This is a genomic window from Streptomyces sp. NPDC060184 (assembly GCF_042728795.1).
Classification (GTDB): Bacteria; Actinomycetota; Actinomycetes; order Streptomycetales; family Streptomycetaceae; genus Streptomyces.
Genome location: NZ_JBHWYX010000019.1, coordinates 82,559 through 99,828, shown reverse-complemented (window position 1 = coordinate 99,828; position 17,270 = coordinate 82,559). Strand labels below are relative to the sequence as shown.

General features: G+C 72.5%; 12 protein-coding genes and 1 pseudogene. 11 read left to right on the top strand and 2 right to left on the bottom strand.

The window, feature by feature from the left end; genetic code table 11:
- Positions 1-60 precede the first annotated feature (60 nt).
- The 4 genes and pseudogenes from ACFWEE_RS15360 (at position 61) to ACFWEE_RS15345 (ending at position 5,347) form a co-directional block, all read left to right on the top strand.
- The gene (locus tag ACFWEE_RS15360; protein ID WP_386889346.1) at positions 61-3,051 is read left to right on the top strand and encodes a DEAD/DEAH box helicase; all 2,991 of its coding nucleotides are present in this window, start codon (positions 61-63) and stop codon (positions 3,049-3,051) included.
- Between the two features lie 77 nt (positions 3,052-3,128).
- Entirely contained in the window at positions 3,129-4,412 is a 1,284-nt protein-coding gene (locus tag ACFWEE_RS15355; protein WP_386889378.1) for an SWIM zinc finger family protein, read from the top strand.
- A gap of 82 nt (positions 4,413-4,494) precedes the next feature.
- Positions 4,495-5,226, top strand: coding sequence for a hypothetical protein (locus ACFWEE_RS15350; protein WP_386889344.1), 732 nt, complete (start codon positions 4,495-4,497; stop codon positions 5,224-5,226).
- 34 nt (positions 5,227-5,260) lie between these two features.
- Positions 5,261-5,347 (top strand): annotated as a pseudogene (locus tag ACFWEE_RS15345).
- A gap of 586 nt (positions 5,348-5,933) precedes the next feature.
- On the opposite strand, the gene ACFWEE_RS15340 reads toward ACFWEE_RS15345, so the two are convergent.
- Positions 5,934-7,145, bottom strand: coding sequence for a pyridoxal phosphate-dependent aminotransferase (locus tag ACFWEE_RS15340; protein ID WP_386889342.1), 1,212 nt, complete (start codon positions 7,143-7,145; stop codon positions 5,934-5,936).
- Positions 7,146-7,229: 84 nt separating this feature from the next.
- Between ACFWEE_RS15340 and ACFWEE_RS15335 the strand changes: the two genes are divergently transcribed.
- Both ACFWEE_RS15335 and ACFWEE_RS15330 read left to right on the top strand, forming a co-directional pair.
- Complete coding sequence (locus tag ACFWEE_RS15335) at positions 7,230-7,901, top strand: winged helix-turn-helix transcriptional regulator (protein ID WP_386889340.1); 672 nt, start codon at positions 7,230-7,232, stop codon at positions 7,899-7,901.
- Between the two features lie 110 nt (positions 7,902-8,011).
- Entirely contained in the window at positions 8,012-8,659 is a 648-nt protein-coding gene (locus tag ACFWEE_RS15330; protein WP_386889338.1) for a uridine kinase, read from the top strand.
- Positions 8,660-8,745: 86 nt separating this feature from the next.
- Here ACFWEE_RS15330 and ACFWEE_RS15325 read toward each other — a convergent pair whose 3' ends face one another.
- The gene (locus ACFWEE_RS15325; RefSeq protein WP_386889336.1) at positions 8,746-9,291 is read right to left on the bottom strand and encodes a methylated-DNA--[protein]-cysteine S-methyltransferase; all 546 of its coding nucleotides are present in this window, start codon (positions 9,289-9,291) and stop codon (positions 8,746-8,748) included.
- Positions 9,292-9,738: 447 nt separating this feature from the next.
- On the opposite strand from ACFWEE_RS15325, the gene ACFWEE_RS15320 reads away from it, so the two are divergent.
- The 5 genes from ACFWEE_RS15320 (at position 9,739) to ACFWEE_RS15300 (ending at position 17,193) form a co-directional block, all read left to right on the top strand.
- Entirely contained in the window at positions 9,739-10,614 is an 876-nt protein-coding gene (locus tag ACFWEE_RS15320) for an MHYT domain-containing protein (protein WP_386889335.1), read from the top strand.
- 51 nt (positions 10,615-10,665) lie between these two features.
- On the top strand, positions 10,666-12,807 hold the full coding sequence (gene uvrB / locus ACFWEE_RS15315; RefSeq protein ID WP_386889333.1) for an excinuclease ABC subunit UvrB: 2,142 nt from the start codon (positions 10,666-10,668) through the stop codon (positions 12,805-12,807).
- Between the two features lie 140 nt (positions 12,808-12,947).
- The gene (locus tag ACFWEE_RS15310) at positions 12,948-13,526 is read left to right on the top strand and encodes a TerD family protein (RefSeq protein WP_386889332.1); all 579 of its coding nucleotides are present in this window, start codon (positions 12,948-12,950) and stop codon (positions 13,524-13,526) included.
- A 360-nt stretch (positions 13,527-13,886) separates the two neighbouring features.
- Positions 13,887-15,815, top strand: a complete 1,929-nt coding sequence (locus ACFWEE_RS15305) for a TerD family protein (protein WP_386889331.1) — start codon at positions 13,887-13,889, stop codon at positions 15,813-15,815.
- Between the two features lie 346 nt (positions 15,816-16,161).
- Complete coding sequence (locus ACFWEE_RS15300; protein WP_386889329.1) at positions 16,162-17,193, top strand: TerC family protein; 1,032 nt, start codon at positions 16,162-16,164, stop codon at positions 17,191-17,193.
- Positions 17,194-17,270 lie beyond the last annotated feature (77 nt).

The window sequence follows — 17,270 nt, the reverse complement described above, 5'->3', positions numbered from 1 at the left end:
CGGTGACATCGGGACGGGGCGCGGACGCGCCCGGACGAGAGCGGGAGGGGGGTGGCCGGTATGGCGGTGCGGGACCTGTCCGACACGGAGACGGGCCGCCTGCTGCGGCGTGCCGCCGTCTTCCTGCCCGCCGCCCTGCCGAGGGACGGCCGGATCGCCTTCTGGGACCCGGAGGACGGCGGCTGGGACCCGGCGGACCACCTGGACCACCCAGGCCTCCTGGGCTACCCGGACCTCCCGGATCGCTCGGACGGGGACGGGGAGGGGAAGGGGCGAGAGGCCGCCCCAGCGGAGCCCCGCGGCGGTGACGGCCCCGTCGTCGCGGAGATCACCGTGGTCCGAGCGCACGGCACGCGAGGGGTCCGGCGCCGTCAGGTGCCCGCCCTCCTGCTGCCGGTCACGGACGCGGTGACGCTGCTCGCCGGAGCCCGGCACCTGCCCTCCGCGCACCCGTCCACCCGCTGCTGGGGAGCGGCGGCTCTGCACGCCCTGAGCCTGGTGGCACGCGGGCGGTTGCTTCCCGGGCTCACCCCCGACGACCACGACGCCTGGCGGGCCGGCCCGCGCGACGCCACGGACGTGGCCCACCTGCGGGCCGTCGCCGCGGCCCTGCCGCCCGAGGGCTACGCCGTCCCGCTGCCCGACACGACCCCGCTGCGCCTCGCCGACCCCGAGTTCCTCGTCGGCGCCTTCCTGGACGCGGTCGCCGACACCCTGCCCCGGACCCCCGCCGCGGCCTTCGCCTCGGGCGCGCCGTTCGCCGCCCGTGAGGCACAGCACCTGCCCGGCGTCGCGGCCTGGGCGGTGGAGGTCGCCGCCGGGCTGGACGCCGGTGTGCGGATCTCCCTCCGGCTCGACCTGTCGGCCTTCGAACTCTTCGACAGTTCGGACAGCCATGCCCCCGAGGGGCTGTCCGGCGGCCCGGACGACCCCGCCGTACGGCACGCCGCCGCGGCCGTCGTCCAGGTGCACAGCCTCGCCGACCCCACCCGGGTCACCGACGCCGCGGCCCTCTGGGACGGCACCGCGGGCGAGCCGTTCGGGCCGCGCTCCCGGGTCGACACCGTGCTCGCGCTGCGTCGGGCCGCCCGGGCGTGGGCACCGCTGGAGCGCCTGCTCGACCAGCCCGTCCCCGACGTCCTCGCCCTCACCGAGGACGAGCTGTACGAACTGCTCGGCGCGGCCGGGGCGCGCCTCGCGGACCTAGGCGTCAGCCTCCACTGGCCGCGCGAGCTCGCCCGCTCGCTCACCGCCTCCGCCGTCGTCCGCCCCGCCCCGGGCTCGGCCACCGACGGCACCTCCTTCTTCGACGCCGAGCGCCTCTTCGCCTTCGACTGGCAGCTCTCCCTCGGCGACGAACCGCTGACCGAGGCCGAGATGGACCGCCTCGCCGAATCGCACCGGCCGGTGGTGCGGCTGCGCGACCAGTGGGTGGTCGTCGATCCCGGCCTCGTCCGCAAGGCGCGCAAGCGGGAGCTGGGGCTGCTCCAACCCGTCGAGGCCCTCGCCGTCGCGCTCACCGGCAGCGCCGAGCTCGACGGCGCGCAGGTGGAGGCCGTACCGACCGGCGCCCTCGCCGCCCTCCGCGCCCGCATCCTCGACGAGGACACCGTCCTCCCGCCGCCGCCCGGCCTGCACGCCACGCTCCGCGACTACCAGCTGCGCGGACTGACCTGGCTGGACCGGATGGTCTCGCTGGGCCTCGGCGGCTGCCTCGCCGACGACATGGGCCTCGGCAAGACGATCACCGTGATCGCGCTCCACCTCCACCGCGCCCACCCGGCGCCCACCCTGGTGGTCTGCCCCGCCTCCCTGCTCGGCAACTGGCACCGCGAGATCAACCGCTTCGCCCCCGGGGTGCCGGTCCGCCGCTTCCACGGCACGGACCGCACCCTCCCCGGCGAGGAGGCCGGATTCGTGCTGACGACCTACGGCACGATGCGCTCCGGCGCGGAGCAGCTCGCCGCACACGGCTGGGGCCTGGTCGTCGCCGACGAGGCGCAGCACGTCAAGAACCCGCACTCCTCCACGGCCAGGGCGCTGCGCACCATCCCCGCCCCCGCCCGCGTCGCGCTGACCGGCACCCCGGTGGAGAACAACCTCTCCGAGCTGTGGGCCCTGCTCGACTGGACCACCCCGGGGCTGCTCGGCTCCCTCAAGGCGTTCCGCTCCCGGCACGCGCGCGCCGCCGAGAACACCGGCACCGCGGCGGGGCTGGGCAACGACGAGGCCGTCGAACGCCTCGCCCGGCTGGTCCGCCCCTTCCTGCTGCGCCGCAAGAAGTCGGACCCCGGGATCGCCCCCGAACTCCCGCCCAAGACGGAGACCGACCACCCCGTCTCCCTCACCCGGGAGCAGGCCACGCTCTACGAGGCGGCGGTCCGCGAGACGATGGCGCGGATCGAGGCCTCGGAGGGGATGGCCCGACGCGGCCTGATCATGAAGCTCCTCGGTTCCCTCAAGCAGATCTGCAACCACCCGGCCCAGTATCTGAAGGAGACCGCCCCGCGCCTGGACGGCCGCTCCGGCAAGCTCGCCCTCCTCGACGAACTGCTCGACACCATCCTGGCCGAGGACGGCTCCGTGCTGATCTTCACGCAGTACGTCTCGATGGCCCGGCTGCTCTCCGCCCACCTCGAAGCCCGCGCCGTCCCCTCGCAGTTGCTGCACGGCGGTACCCCGGTGGCCGAGCGCGAACGCATGGTGGACCGCTTCCAGCGGGGCGAGGTCCCCGTCTTCCTGCTCTCCCTGAAGGCGGCCGGGACCGGCCTCAACCTCACCCGCGCCGCCCACGTCGTGCACTACGACCGCTGGTGGAACCCGGCGGTCGAGGAGCAGGCCACCGACCGCGCGTACCGCATCGGCCAGACGCAGCCCGTGCAGGTGCACCGCCTGATCGCCGAGGGCACGGTCGAGGACCGCATCGGGGAGCTGCTGGAGTCCAAGCGCGCCCTCGCCGACGCCGTGCTCGGCGACAGCGGCGAGAGCGCGCTGACCGAGCTCAGCGACCGCGACCTCGCCGACCTCGTCGCGCTCCGGAGGCCCGCGTGAGCCCCGACCCCGGCGCCCGTACCCCCGGCGCCCGTACCCCTGGTGCCGCCCGCTCCCTCGGTGTCCGTACGCCCGCGGTGCAGGGCGGCAGCCGGGCGCCCGCCGCGCGGCCCGGCCCGGACGGCCTGCGCCGTACGTTCGAGGCCGTGCCCGCGCGCAGGTCCGCCGAGGGAGAGCCCTTCGCGGACAGCTGGTGGGGCCGCGCCTGGGTGGACGCGCTGGAAGGGCTCTCGCTGGACGAGGGGCGGCTCGCCCGGGGCCGCGCGTACGCGGACTCCGGTCACGTCGCCGCGATCACCGTCACGCCCGGCCGGGTCGTCGCGTACGTGCACGGCAGCAGACCCCGCCCCTACCGCGCGGAGATCCGTCTCCGGGTCTTCACCGAGAGCGGCTGGGACACCCTGCTGGACGCCGTCGCCGCCCGCCCCGGGCACTTCTCCGCACTGCTGGCCAGGACCATGCCGCACGCCCTGGTCGACACGGCGGACGGGGCCGGGGTCCGGCTGCTGCCGGCCGTCGACGACCTCGACCCGACCTGCTCCTGCCCCGACCGGGCGCTGCCCTGCAAGCACGTCGCGGCGCTCTGCTACCAGACGGCCCGCCTGCTGGACACCGATCCCTTCGTGCTGCTGCTCCTGCGCGGACGCGGTGAGCGCGAACTCCTGGACGAACTCGCCCGGCGCAACGCCGAGCACGCCGCCCGTGAGCGCCCCGAGGTCCCCGAAGCTCCCTCCGTGCCCGCCAGGGAGGCGTTCGCCGAGCGCTACCTGCCGCCGCTGCCGCCCCCGCCGCCCGTACCCGCCCTCCCCGGCAGGCCGCCGGTCTACCCCGAACTGCCGGGCGCCCGCGATCCGTTGGCGCTGGACCAGTTGGCCACCGACGCGGCGGCCCGCGCCCACGCGATCCTCACCACCGGCTGCGATCCGATCGCCGGGCTGAGCGCCTGGCAGGACGCCGTGCGGCTGGCCGCCGCCGGACCCACCGCGGGGCTCACCGCCACCAGCCGGGCCCTCTACCGCGAACTCGCCTACGCCACCGGCCGCAACACCACCGACCTCGCCCGCGCCGTGGCCGCCTGGCGGCAGGGCGGCGCGGAGGGTCTCGCCGTGCTGGAGACCCCCTGGGACCCGCCGGCCGGTCCCTTCGACCGGGCCCGCCCGGCCCTGGCAGCAGCCGACTTCCCCCGCTTCCAGCCCCGGCGCAACCAGCTCACCCACCCCGGTGGCAGGCTCCAGCTCCGCTTCGGCCGGGACAACCTCTGGTACGGCTACGAAGCCGACCCCGGCAGCGAGGACTGGTGGCCCCGCGGCATGCCGGGCACCGACCCGGTGGGCGTCCTGCTGGCACTGCTCGGCCGCTGACCGAATCCGCGGGACGGACGTGGCGGCCATCGGGCGGAAAACCCTTGGAGACGCGCCTGTTGCCGGTGCTAACTTCCGTGGCGTGGCGAAACTCAATCAGATCATCGCAGTCGAGAAGGGCGTCAAGTCCAAGGCCCACCAGGACCTGACGGCGGCCCATCACGGCCTCCAGAAGCCCGGGTTGCTGGCCGGCCTCTCCCGTACCTACCAGCCGAAGGACGAGGAGGGTGAGCAGCTGCCGCCGGAGTCGACGCTGGTGCAGGTCAAAGCCGAGGACGTGCTGCGGGACACCGCCACCGCCCTGACCCGTCTCTTCGACGTGACCGCCACCAAGGACTGGGCGAACTGCGCGGCCCGCGCGGACGTCACCGTCGACGGCCGGGTGCTCGTCGCGGACGCCCCCGTCTCCTACCTCCTCTTCCTCGAGAAGCAGCTCACCGACATCGGCACCTTCGTCCGCAAGCTCCCGGTGCTGGACGCCTCCGAGGCGTGGGCGCAGGACCCCTCGACGGACGCGTGGAAGACCGAGCCGGTACGCACCCTCCGCACGAAGAAGGTGCCCCGCAACCACGTGAAGGCGGAGGCCACCGAGAAGCACCCGGCCCAGGTCGAGGTCTACTACGAGGACGTGCCGATCGGTTACTGGACGACGGTCAAGTTCTCCGGCGCCCTCCCCGCCCGCCGGGTGCGGGAGCTGACGGAGCGGGTGGAGAAGCTCCAGCAGGCCGTGAAGTACGCCCGTGAGGAGGCCAACGCGACCGAGGCCAGCGACCAGCGGGTGGGTGATGCGGTCTTCGGTTACCTCTTCGGGTGACCGACCACGAATTCCCCGGCTACGGACGACCGCGGCCGGGGTGCGCGAGGAGCGCAAGCTGAAACTGAGGCTTGTCGTGACGGACGCGGTTCCAGTGGAGGTTCGACTCCTCCCTCCGGCACTCCCGGCTCCTGTCCCCGCCCGACGGCGGGGCGGAGCCGGTACGCACCGACTCCCGCCGGAGTAGCCCAAGAGGCAGAGGCAGACCGCGATCAATCTCAGACTCTTGCTCCAGACTCAGCATGGGCCGTCGATCGCCGGATCGACCGGGCCAGGGCCCAGCGACGTCGAAATGCCAGTTCGAATCTGGCCCGCAGAGCTCGATCTGCGGTGGTCCAAAGGCAGGACGCGACGACATCATGACTGACCCTGGTCCTTAAACGTGCCGGTGTGCGACCAAGGCGGCATCCACAGGGCCCGGAGGCCGGCTACGCCTCCGGGCCCGCTCCTGTTGGTGCTCGACATCCGGGTGCCCGGGGCCTGGACGACGCCGGCTTCCGGGACGCCGTCCAGGGGCGCGGGCGCTGGTCTTCGCCGTCTCCGTCCCGCTCGCCTTCGCCTGGCACCCCTTCGCGGCCATCTGGTTCTGGCTCGCCGACATCCCGCTCAGGGGGCTGGTGCGAAGGGTCCGTCCTGCCTGGCGCCCTGCCCGACGTTCCGCCTGGCCTCCTGCCCGAGGAGGGAAGAGCCCGCGCACCGCCCCCGGCTCACTGCCGGTACCCCTCCAGGAAGCGCCCGATCCGGCTGATCGCCGCGTCGAGATCGTCGGCGTGCGGCAGCGTCAGGATGCGGAAGTGGTCGGGCCGGGGCCAGTTGAAACCGGTGCCCTGCACCACCTGGATCTTCTCCCGCAGCAGCAGATCGAGCACGAAACGCTCGTCGTCGACGATGGCGTGCACCTTCGGGTCGATCCGGGGAAACGCGTAGAGCGCCCCCTTCGGCTTCACGCAGGACACCCCGGGGATCTCGTTCAGCTTCTGCCAGGCGCGGTCGCGCTGTTCGTGCAGCCTGCCGCCCGGGGCGACGAGTTCCCGGATGGTCTGCCGGCCGCCGAGCGCGGCCTGGATCGCGTACTGCGCGGGGGCGTTGGCGCACAGCCGCATGGAGGCCAGGGTGTTGAGACCTTCGAGGTAGCCGCGTGCGTGCTGCTGCGGACCGGAGACCACCAGCCACCCCGAGCGGAAGCCGGCGACCCGGTACGTCTTCGACAGCCCGCTGAAGGTGAGGGTGAGCAGGTCCGGGGCGAGGGAGGCGACCGGGTGGTGCACGGCGTCGTCGTAGAGGATCTGGTCGTAGATCTCGTCGGCGTAGACCAGCAGTCCGTGCCGCCGGGCCAGGTCGAGGATGCCCTCCAGGGTCTCCTTCGAATAGACCGCGCCGGTGGGGTTGTTGGGGTTGATGATCACCACGGCCCTGGTGCGGTCGGTGATCTTCGACGCCATGTCGGCGAGGTCCGGGTTCCAGTCCGCCTGTTCGTCGCAGGTGTAGTGGACCGCCTTGCCCCCGGCGAGGGTGATCACCGCCGTCCAGAGCGGGTAGTCGGGGCTCGGCACGAGCACCTCGTCGCCGTCCTCCAGGAATGCCTGGACGGCCATGGAGATCAGCTCGGAGACACCGTTGCCGAGGAAGATGTCGTCCACGTCGACGTCCGGCAGGCCCATCGCCTGGTAGCGCTGGGCGACCGCGCGGCGGGCGGAGAGGATGCCGCGCGAATCGGTGTAGCCGTGCGCCTGGGGGAGCATCCGGATCATGTCCTGGACGATCTCCTCGGGCGCCTCGAAGCCGAACAGCGCGGGGTTGCCGGTGTTGAGGCGGAGCACGCTGTGGCCCGCCTCCTCCAGCGCGTTCGCCTGCTCGATGACCGGGCCGCGGATCTCGTAACAGACCTCGTCGAGCTTGCTGGACTGCCGGAACTCCATGCGGTTCCTCCCCTGCCGATTGCGATACTTGGTTTTACCAAGCCCGACCTTGGAAAGTCCAACAACATGTCTAGACTGCGTCCCATGCCACGTCAGCAGCAGCCAGCAGCACGCCCCGTACGCCGACGCAGTTACGACCAGTTCTGCGCCACCGCCCGAGCCCTGGACTCCGTCGGGGACCGGTGGACCCTGCTGATCGTCCGTGAACTGCTGGCCGGACCGCGTCGCTACACCGATCTGCACGCGGACCTGCCGGGCGTCAGCACGGACGTCCTCGCCTCCCGCCTCAAGGACATGGAACAGAGCGGCCTCGCCCTCCGCCGCAAGCTGCCGCCCCCGGCCGCCGCCTCGGTCTACGAACTCACCACCCGGGGCAGGGAACTGCTCCCGGTCCTCACCGCCCTCGCCCAGTGGGGCGCGCCCGCCCTGGACGAACGCCGTCCCACCGACGCGGTCCGCGCCCACTGGTTCGCCCTCCCGCTGCGCCGCTCCCTGGCGGCGACGGCCCACTCCGGCGTGGTCGAAGTGCATCTGGACGAAGGTGAGTTCCACGTACGTACGGGCCCCGTGCCGCCCGGCGAGGAGGTCTACGGCTACGGCCCGGCCCCCCGCGCCGACGCCCGCATCGTGCTGGACGCCGAACTCTGCCTGGCCATGGGTCGGGAGGAGACCGGCTTCGCGCAGGCGGTGAAGGACGGTCGGATCGAGGTGTACGGCGAGAGCCCGCTCGCCACGGAGTTGCGCGAAGGCCGGTAGAGAGCCTTGTCAGGTGGTGTCCGGAGGGCCGCGGCCGGGGCAGCGACGCCCGGCACGGCGCCCGACCGGCCGCCGGTCCAGGGGCGAGCGGCCCGGTGGATGATGGGCGGGTGCGATTCGAAGCGATCACCTGGGACCGGCTGGCCGAGGCCCTCGCCGCGCACGCGGACGGTCTGAGCCCGGACGGCGGCGGCCCCTGGCTCAGGATCGGCGTCGACGGCGCCCCCGCCGCCGGCACCGGCCCGCTGGCCGAACGCCTCGCCCAGTTTCTGCGCCTGCGCGGACGCGCCGTACTCGTCGTGTCCACCGAGGGGTTCCTGCGCCCGGCGAGCCTGCGGTACGAGTACGGCAGACGGGACCCCGACTCGTACGCCCAGGGGTGGTTCGACACCGGGGCGCTCTGGCGCGAGGTCTTCGGGCCGCTGGAACCAGGAGGCGGCGGACGGGTCCTGCCGGACCTGTGGGACCCGGTCACCGACCGGGCCACCCGCAGCCCGTACCACGAGCTGCCCGAGGGCGGAGTGCTGCTGCTGCACGGGCCGCTGCTGCTGGGGCAGTGGTACCCGTTCGATCTCTCGGTCCATCTGCGGCTCTCGCCGGGCGCGTTGCGGCGGCACACGGACGAGCAGGCCCTGTGGACCCTGCCCGCCTTCGCGCGGTACGAGGAGGAGACCGCCCCCGCCGACCGCGCCGACGCCGTCGTCCGGGCCGACGACCCCCGCCACCCGGCGTGGACGGGGCTCCGAGCACGGGAGTGAAGCACCCTGCGGGGCAGTGCCGGGAACAGGGGCGTGAGCAGCCCGAACAGGGGCGGGGGCGGTGCCGGGACAACGGCGGGGCAGGGTCAGAACAACGGCTGGGGCAGTACGCCCTCCAGCTCCAGCAGTCGCCGCTTCGTCTCCAGCCCGCCGCCGAACCCGCCGAGCCCGCCGCCGCTCTCCACCACCCGGTGGCAGGGCACCACGATCGGCAGCGGATTGGCCCCCATGGCCGCCCCGACCGCCTGCGCCCCGTCCGGCCGGCCCACCCTGGCCGCCAGGTCGCCGTAACCGACGACGGAGCCGTACGGGACGCCGGTGGCGAGCTCCTGGAGGACCCGGCGGTGGAAACCCGAGGTCAACGACCAGTCCAACGGCAGGTGGAACGCCCGCAGGGTGCCGTCGAAATAGGCGTCGAGCAGGCGCCCCGCGGCGGCCGGTGCGGCCGAACCGCCGCCCTCCACCGGCTCCGCGCCGAGCCTGTCCCGCAGCATCGCCAGGGTCCGCTCACGCACCGGAGGGTGCGCGTGGAAGGTCACCGAGACCAGGCCGGCGCCGGTGGTGGCGAGCATCAGGGGCCCGATGGGGCTCGCCACCACCGACCACTCCACCCGGAGGGCGCCGTTCGTCATACCGGCAACGGTAGTGCCCCCCACTGACATCGATGCCGGCACCCGGGTTCCGACAGGTGCGGCCCCCCCCGCACGCGCGGGCCTCCGGGGGCCCGGAGAACACGCGTCGTGGTGCGTATGGAGTCGCAGGATTGTGACGGTCACCCTCACCCGGGGGAGAAGTCGTGAGGACCGGATCATGGGCGGCCTTTTCGCTTCCGCCCCAGTTCACGGGCGATAAAATGCCGCCCTTGTGTTCGCTTGCCGGGGTTCCCGGGTCCCGGCGGACTCCGGGCCTCCCGGAGCCGCCGCCGGGGACCGCGTGCCCCGGTCCTTCGACCGAGGAGCGGCACCCGTCCGGGAGCGACCGGCGGCCTCCCCTCGGTCGGCGGGAGCCACGGGCCCCGGCCCGCCCGCCGACCGGCAGAGCACCACCAGCACCGCGTTTTCGTGAAGGGCGTATCCAGCATGCAGGGCACAGTCGACGGCTTCTCCTACGGCCTCGTGACTCCCGTCGCGGCCTTCCTCATGGCCTGCCTCGGTGCCGCGCTGGGACTGCGCTGCACCGCCCGGTCCGTCGGTGCCCCCGGGCCGGACCGGGCCGGCCGCCCCTACCGGGCCGGATGGCTCGCCCTCGGCGCCACGTCCATCGGCTCCGGGATCTGGACGATGCACTTCATCGCGATGATGGGCTTCCGCATCGACGAGGTCCCGATCACGTACGACCGGACGCTGATGTACGCGAGCCTCGCCGTGGCGATCGTCATGGTCGGCATCGGCATCTTCATCGTGGGGTACCGGGGCGCGACGCCGCTGGCCCTGGTCACCGGCGGCACCATCACCGGCCTGGGGGTGGCCTCCATGCACTACCTGGGCATGGCGGCCATCGCCTTCCACGGCCGGTTCGCGTACTCGACGGCCACCGTGGCCCTCTCCGTCGTCATCGCCGTGGTCGCCGCCGTCGCCGCGCTCTGGGCGGCCGTCTCCCTCCACGGCCTCCTGCCGAGCCTGGGTGCCGCCGTCGTCATGGGGGCCGCCGTGAGCGGGATGCACTACACCGGCATGGCGGCCCTCCGCGTCCACCTGGTCCCGGGCGCCTCCGACGGGTCCGGGAGCGAACCGATCGGCTCGATCCTCGTACCGCTCCTCGTCGGGCCGCTGGCCTTCCTGCTGCTCGCGGGGGTGATCGTGCTGTTCGACCCGCTGATCGTGGGAGGCGGCCCCGCACGGGACGCCGCCTCCCGCCGGACCGGCGCGGACCGGCGCGGCATCCCGGTCCAGCGCCGCGGCGACACCACCGCCGAGCCCGCGTTCGACAGCGCCCGCAGGCCCCGCCGACCCTGATCCGCAGCCGTTGTCACAGCCGTTGTCAGTGGTGGGTCGTACGGTGGATGCATGCGGCCCGTTTCGAAGATCGAACGCTCGGTGGCACCTTTCGAGGTCGTCAGCCCCTACCAGCCCAGCGGTGACCAGCCGACGGCCATCGCCGAGCTCGACAAGCGCGTCAGAGCAGGTGAGAAGGATGTCGTCCTGCTCGGCGCGACCGGCACCGGCAAATCGGCGACCACCGCCTGGATGATCGAGAAGCTCCAGCGGCCGACCCTCGTCATGGCGCCCAACAAGACGCTGGCGGCGCAGCTGGCCAACGAGTTCCGCGAACTGCTGCCCAACAACGCCGTCGAGTACTTCGTCTCGTACTACGACTACTACCAGCCCGAGGCGTACGTCCCGCAGTCGGACACCTACATCGAGAAGGACTCCTCGATCAACGAGGAGGTCGAGCGGCTGCGCCACTCCGCGACGAACTCCCTGCTCACCCGGCGGGACGTCGTCGTCGTCGCCTCCGTCTCCTGCATCTACGGCCTCGGTACCCCGCAGGAGTACGTCGACCGCATGATCCAGCTCAAGGTCGGCGACGAGATCGACCGCGACCAGCTGCTGCGCCGGTTCGTCGAGATCCAGTACACCCGCAACGACCTCGCGTTCACCCGCGGCACCTTCCGGGTGCGCGGCGACACGATCGAGATCTTCCCGGTGTACGAGGAGCTCGCCGTGCGCATCGAGATGTTCGGCGACGAGATCGAGGCGCTCTCCACCCTCCACCCGCTCACCGGCGAAGTGATCAGCGAGGACTCCTCGCTGCACGTCTTCCCCGCCACCCACTACGTCGCCGGTCCCGAGCGCATGGAGAAGGCGATCACCGGCATCGAGCAGGAGCTGGAGGAGCGGCTGGCCACCATGGAGAAGCAGGGCAAGATGCTGGAGGCCCAGCGGCTCCGCATGCGCACCACGTACGACATCGAGATGCTCCGCCAGATCGGCACCTGTTCCGGCGTCGAGAACTACTCGATGCACTTCGACGGCCGCTCGCCCGGCACCGCCCCGAACACCCTCCTCGACTACTTCCCCGAGGACTTCCTGCTGGTGCTGGACGAGTCCCACGTCACGGTGCCGCAGATCGGCGCGATGTACGAGGGCGACGCCTCCCGCAAGCGGACCCTCGTCGACCACGGCTTCCGGCTGCCGTCCGCCCTGGACAACCGCCCCCTGAAGTGGGAGGAGTTCCAGGAGCGGATCGGCCAGACCGTCTACCTCTCCGCCACCCCGGGGAACTACGAGCTCTCGCGCGGCGACGGCTTCGTCGAGCAGATCATCCGGCCCACCGGGCTGGTCGACCCGGAGATCGTCGTCAAGCCCACCGAGGGCCAGATCGACGACCTGGTGCACGAGATCCGCACCCGCACCGAACGCGACGAGCGGGTTCTCGTCACCACCCTCACCAAGAAGATGTCCGAGGACCTCACCGACTACTTCCTGGAACTCGGCATCCAGGTCCGGTACCTCCACAGCGACGTCGACACCCTGCGCCGCATCGAGCTGCTGCGCGAACTGCGCTCCGGCGAGTACGACGTCCTGGTCGGCATCAACCTCCTGCGGGAGGGGCTCGACCTCCCCGAGGTCTCGCTGGTCGCGATCCTCGACGCCGACAAACAGGGGTTCCTGCGCTCCGCGACCTCGCTCATCCAGACCATCGGACGTGCGGCGCGCAACGTCTCCGGCCAGGTCCACATGTACGCGGACAAGGTCACGCCCGCCATGGCGCAGGCCATCGACGAGACCAACCGGCGCCGCGAGAAGCAGATCGCGTACAACACCGAGCGCGGCATCGACCCCCAGCCGCTGCGCAAGAAGATCAACGACATCGTCGCCTCCATCGCCCGTGAGGAGGTCGACACCGAGCAGCTCCTCGGGACCGGGTACCGGCAGACCAAGGGCGCCAAGGCCCCGGTGCCGTCGCTCGGCGGCAAGGCGAGCAAGGCGGGGGAGGCCAAGGCGGACTCCGGGAAGGCCCGTGCCAAGGGCGCGCTGACCAGTGACCGGCCCGCCGAGGAACTCTCCGGGATCATCGAGGAGATGACCGAGCGGATGCGGGCCGCCGCCGCCGACCTCCAGTTCGAGGTCGCCGCACGTCTGCGCGACGAGGTGGGCGAGCTGAAGAAGGAGCTGCGGCAGATGAAGGAGGCCGGTATCGCCTGATGTGCGGACCGGCGGCCCCGCCGTGTTGCAAGAACGACACAGAACGCACCGGACCGGCTTTTGGCAGGGGCGTGATGCGTAGGGTGCGGGGAAACCGCATACGGACGGTTGCGGAGTACGACGCGGAGAGGGGACAGCGCGTGACGGTCAACATGACCAAGGGGCAGGCGATCAGCCTGCAGAAGCAGGACGGGGGAACCCTGACCGCGGTGCGGATGGGGCTCGGCTGGAAGGCCGCGGCGCGCCGGGGCCTCTTCGGATCGCGCACGCGGGAGATCGACCTGGACGCCTCGGCGGTCCTGTTCGCCGACAAGCAGCCGGTGGACGTGGTGTTCTTCCGCCACCTCGTGAGCGACGACGGCTCGGTCAAGCACACCGGTGACAACCTCGTCGGCGGCGCCGGAGCGGGCGGCGACGACGAGGCGATCCTGGTGGACCTGGCGAGGGTGCCGGTCCACATCGACCAGATCGTCTTCACGGTGAACAGCTTCACCGGGCAGACGTTCCAGGAAGTGCAGAACGCGTTCTGCCGCATCGTCGACGAGACCAACGGCCAGGAACTGGCCCGTTACACGCTCGACGGCGGCGGCCAGTACACCGCCCAGATCATGGCGAAGGTGCACCGGGTCGGCGCCGGATGGCAGATGACGGCCCTCGGCAACCCGGCCAACGGCCGCACCTTCCAGGACCTGATGCCCGCGATCCTGCCGCACCTCTGACCGCCACCCGCCAAAGAGCCCGTCCTCCCGCCGCCGCGCGCGGCGGCGGGGCAGGCCCCGGCGGGAGAGGACAGTGCCCACGGGCCCAGGGGCCCGGTCAACTCCCGGAGGCTCCCGCCGCCGGGAGTTGCGCGTACCCCGGGGCCGCATCCCGGCAGGGCACACGCGCACGCCCGCGCACACTCTCAACCGCACTTGCCCGCGCACACGCGTCCGTACGCCGGCACGTCGACGTACGCACGCTCACGCACCGGCACGTTCACGCATCAACGCGTCCACCTACGCACGCTCACTCGCACTGACACGTTCACGTACGCACGCTCACGCACCGACATGGTCACGCAGCAAGGGGACAGGGCAATGACGGCCGAACTCGTCCGGGGGCAGAACCACCCGCTGCCCTCCACCCGTCTGGAGGTCCGGGTGTCGGCGGGCTCGCCCGTCGTGGCCGGAGCCACCCTCGCCGACGAGCGGGGCACCGTCCGGGGCGCCGCCTGGGTCGTCCACCCGGGGGAGCCCCGGCGGCCCGGCATCGAGGTGCCCCGGCGCGCCGCCGCCGAGCACCGGCTCGCTCTCGACCTCGACGCCCTGCCCGGGGAGGTGTACCGGGTCACCGTCCTTCTGGCGCTTCCCCGGACACCCGGCATCTCCGTCGGTTTCGGCGCGGTCGCCGCCCCCTTCGTCGCCGTCCACGGGCCCGGGGGCACCGGGATCGCCGATTTCACCCTCACCGGGCTCGACACCGAGACCGCCGTCAGCGCCCTGGAGTTCTACCGTCGTGCCGACGCCTGGAAGGTGCGCGCCGTGGGCCAGGGGTACGCCTCCGGGCTCGCGGGCATGCTCGCCGACCAGGGGCTGACCGGGGCGGAGGCGCTGGCCGCCGCGATCCAGGAGTCGGCCGAAGGCCCCCTCGTCCCCGCCCAGGCCGGACCCGCCGACCCGCACGCCGCCAACGAGACCGGTGCGGGGCAGCGGGCCGGTGCGGAGGCGGAGCCGGCGGTGGTCCCGCCCGGTGGCCGCATCGACTACGCGCACCCGCGCCGCCGGACCACCCCGGCTGCCGCGCCTTCCGCGTCCGGCCCGCTCTCCGCGTCCGCTCCGCCCTCCGGGTCCCCGACCGCCCCCTCTGACGCGTCCGCCGAGCGGTCCGGGCCCGCCGCGCCGGTGGCCGGGGACGCCGCCGGCCACACCCTGGACGAGCGGCTCCACAACCAGGTCTGGGGCATGTTCGAGGACCTGGCCCGCAGTGTCGCGGCCTTCCGGGGAGCCGTCGACTTCGCCGGGACGCGGCTGGAGGCCGAACTCGACCGCGCCCTGTCCGACCCGCGCAACCGCATCGGCGGGGCGGGCGACGCCGCGCGCGAGGAGGCCCGCGCGAAACACGACGAGCTGGTCGCCCGCGCCCGGGAGGTGCTCGACCGGGATCTCGCCCAGCTGGTGGCCGAGTCCGAGGTGGTGGAGCCCGCGCTCCCGGCAGCCTGCGCCGACTGGGACAGCCCCGTCTGGCACGCCCACCGGGCCCCGGCCGGACAGCCCTGGGCTCTGCGGCTCGGTGACGTCCATCTGCCCGAGTGCCCGGAGCTGCGCATCCCGCTGCTGGTCCGGCTCCCGCTGGAGCGCGGGCTGTGGATCGACGCGGGGCGGAGCGATTCGGGGGCCGGTCTGCTGCTGGACGGCACGGAGCGCAAGCGCCTCGCGCTGGAGAGCGCCGTAGCCCACGCCGTACGGCTGCTCGCCGCGTACCCGGCGGGGGAGATGTCGCTCCGGGTCGTCGACCCGGCGGGGACCGGTGCCGCCGCCCTCGCACCGCTGCTCCGCGCCGGTGTGCTCGCCGGGCCGCCGGTGGCGGGGGCCGCCGGGGTCGACGCCGTCCTCGACCGCCTCACCCGACGTGTCGACCTGGTTCAGATGGCGGTGCGGGCGGGTGCCGCCGACGCGCTGCCGCCCGACCTCGACCCCGCCGGACAGCTGCTCGTCGTCCACGACTTCCCCCACGGCTTCGACGACCGGGCGATCACCCGGCTGCGCTACCTCGCCGAGGAGGGCCCCTCCGTCGGGGTGCACCTGCTGCTGGTCGCGGACCAGGAGGAGGCGTCCGCGTACGGACCGGTCCTCGCGCCGTTCTGGCGGGGGCTCCTCCGGCTCACCCCGCTCGCCGGGGACCACCTCGCCGATCCCTGGGTGCGGCACGTGTGGACGTACGAACCCCCTCGCATCCCGCAGGGCAGCGGGGTTCTGGACGAGGTGCTGGCCGCGGTGGCCGAGGCGCGTCGGGCCCGGGGCCGCTGACGCGCGCGGACCACGGGACGGGTAAGCACCGCGACGCCGGAGCGGGGCTGTGGGCGGCGCTCCGTCCGGCGTACGCGGAACGGGCCCGGCGGTCGGCGCTAACGCAGTAGGACCGTGGGAACCAGGGGCTTTTGATTCTTCTTTGCCATCCTCTTTACCTTTTCTTGGGTCTGCCTGTACCGTTTCATGGACGGAGGGGAGTATTCCCACACGTGGCGTTCCCGTCAGTACGGACCGTGACCGGTCCCGGGGCGTCGGCCCGGCGCACATTCCGTGCGCCCGGGTGGAAGAGACCTCCGGCAGCGACGACGCTGATCAGTAGCCGTAGCGAACTGCCGGAGGCGCAGTGGACGTTTCATGGACCCTCTGGGTGCTGACCATTCTCGGTCTGGCCGCCCTCATCTCCGTCGACTTCTTCATCGGGCGCAAGCCCCACGACGTGTCGACCAAGGAAGCCGGGATCTGGACGGTCGTCTGGATCACGCTGGCGGCCCTCTTCGGCCTGGGCCTGCTGGCCTTCGGCAACAGCCAGTCGGCAGGCGAGTTCTTCGCCGGCTTCATCACCGAGAAATCGCTGAGCGTCGACAACCTCTTCGTCTTCGTCCTGATCATGGCGAAGTTCTCGGTGCCCTCCCAGCTCCAGCAGCGGGTGCTGCTGGTCGGTGTGCTGATCGCCCTGGTGCTCCGTACGGTCTTCATCGCGGCAGGCGCGGCCGTCATCGCCAACTTCTCCTGGGTCTTCTACATCTTCGGCGCGTTCCTGATCTACACGGCGTGGAAGCTGATCCAGGAGGCGCGGGCCGGTGAGGAGGAGGACGAGTTCGAGGAGAACCGGCTCCTGAAGTCCATCGAGCACCGTTTCGGTGTCGCCGACCGATACCACGGCACCAAGCTGTTCATCCGGAACAACGGCAAGCGCGTCATGACCCCGCTGATGGTCGTCATGCTCGCGATCGGCACCACCGACGTGCTGTTCGCCCTCGACTCCATCCCCGCGATCTTCGGCCTGACCCAGGACCCGTACATCGTCTTCACGGCCAACGCGTTCGCGCTGATGGGCCTGCGCCAGCTGTACTTCCTCATCGGCGGCCTGCTGAAGAAGCTGGTCCACCTCAGCTACGGGCTCTCGGTGATCCTCGGCTTCATCGGCGTCAAGCTGGTGCTGCACGCGCTGCACGAGTCGGGCCTGCACGTCCCGGAGATCTCGGTCCCGCTCTCGCTCTCCGTCATCTGCGGCGTCCTGGTGATCACCACCATCACCAGCCTGATCGCGAGCCGGAGGCAGGCGGCGGCGGAGGCCGCCGGGGCGGAGACCGTCGACGCCGGGATCGACGCCCGGACCGGTTCACGCAAGGGCGGCAGCGGCATCGACGACTGACCCGCCCGACGTCCCGCCTCCACCTGGCGTACGCGCCGAGGGGCGCCCCGGTACCGGCCTCGGTACCGGGGCGCCCC

Coding starts and splice junctions, on each gene's coding strand:
- ACFWEE_RS15340 (WP_386889342.1), bottom strand. CDS start 7,145: ATGGAGTTCCGGCAGTCCAGCAAGCTCGACGAGGTCTGTTACGAGATC.
- uvrB (WP_386889333.1), top strand. CDS start 10,666: ATGCGGCCCGTTTCGAAGATCGAACGCTCGGTGGCACCTTTCGAGGTC.
- ACFWEE_RS15320 (WP_386889335.1), top strand. CDS start 9,739: ATGCAGGGCACAGTCGACGGCTTCTCCTACGGCCTCGTGACTCCCGTC.
- ACFWEE_RS15305 (WP_386889331.1), top strand. CDS start 13,887: ATGACGGCCGAACTCGTCCGGGGGCAGAACCACCCGCTGCCCTCCACC.
- ACFWEE_RS15360 (WP_386889346.1), top strand. CDS start 61: ATGGCGGTGCGGGACCTGTCCGACACGGAGACGGGCCGCCTGCTGCGG.
- ACFWEE_RS15325 (WP_386889336.1), bottom strand. CDS start 9,291: ATGACGAACGGCGCCCTCCGGGTGGAGTGGTCGGTGGTGGCGAGCCCC.
- ACFWEE_RS15335 (WP_386889340.1), top strand. CDS start 7,230: ATGCCACGTCAGCAGCAGCCAGCAGCACGCCCCGTACGCCGACGCAGT.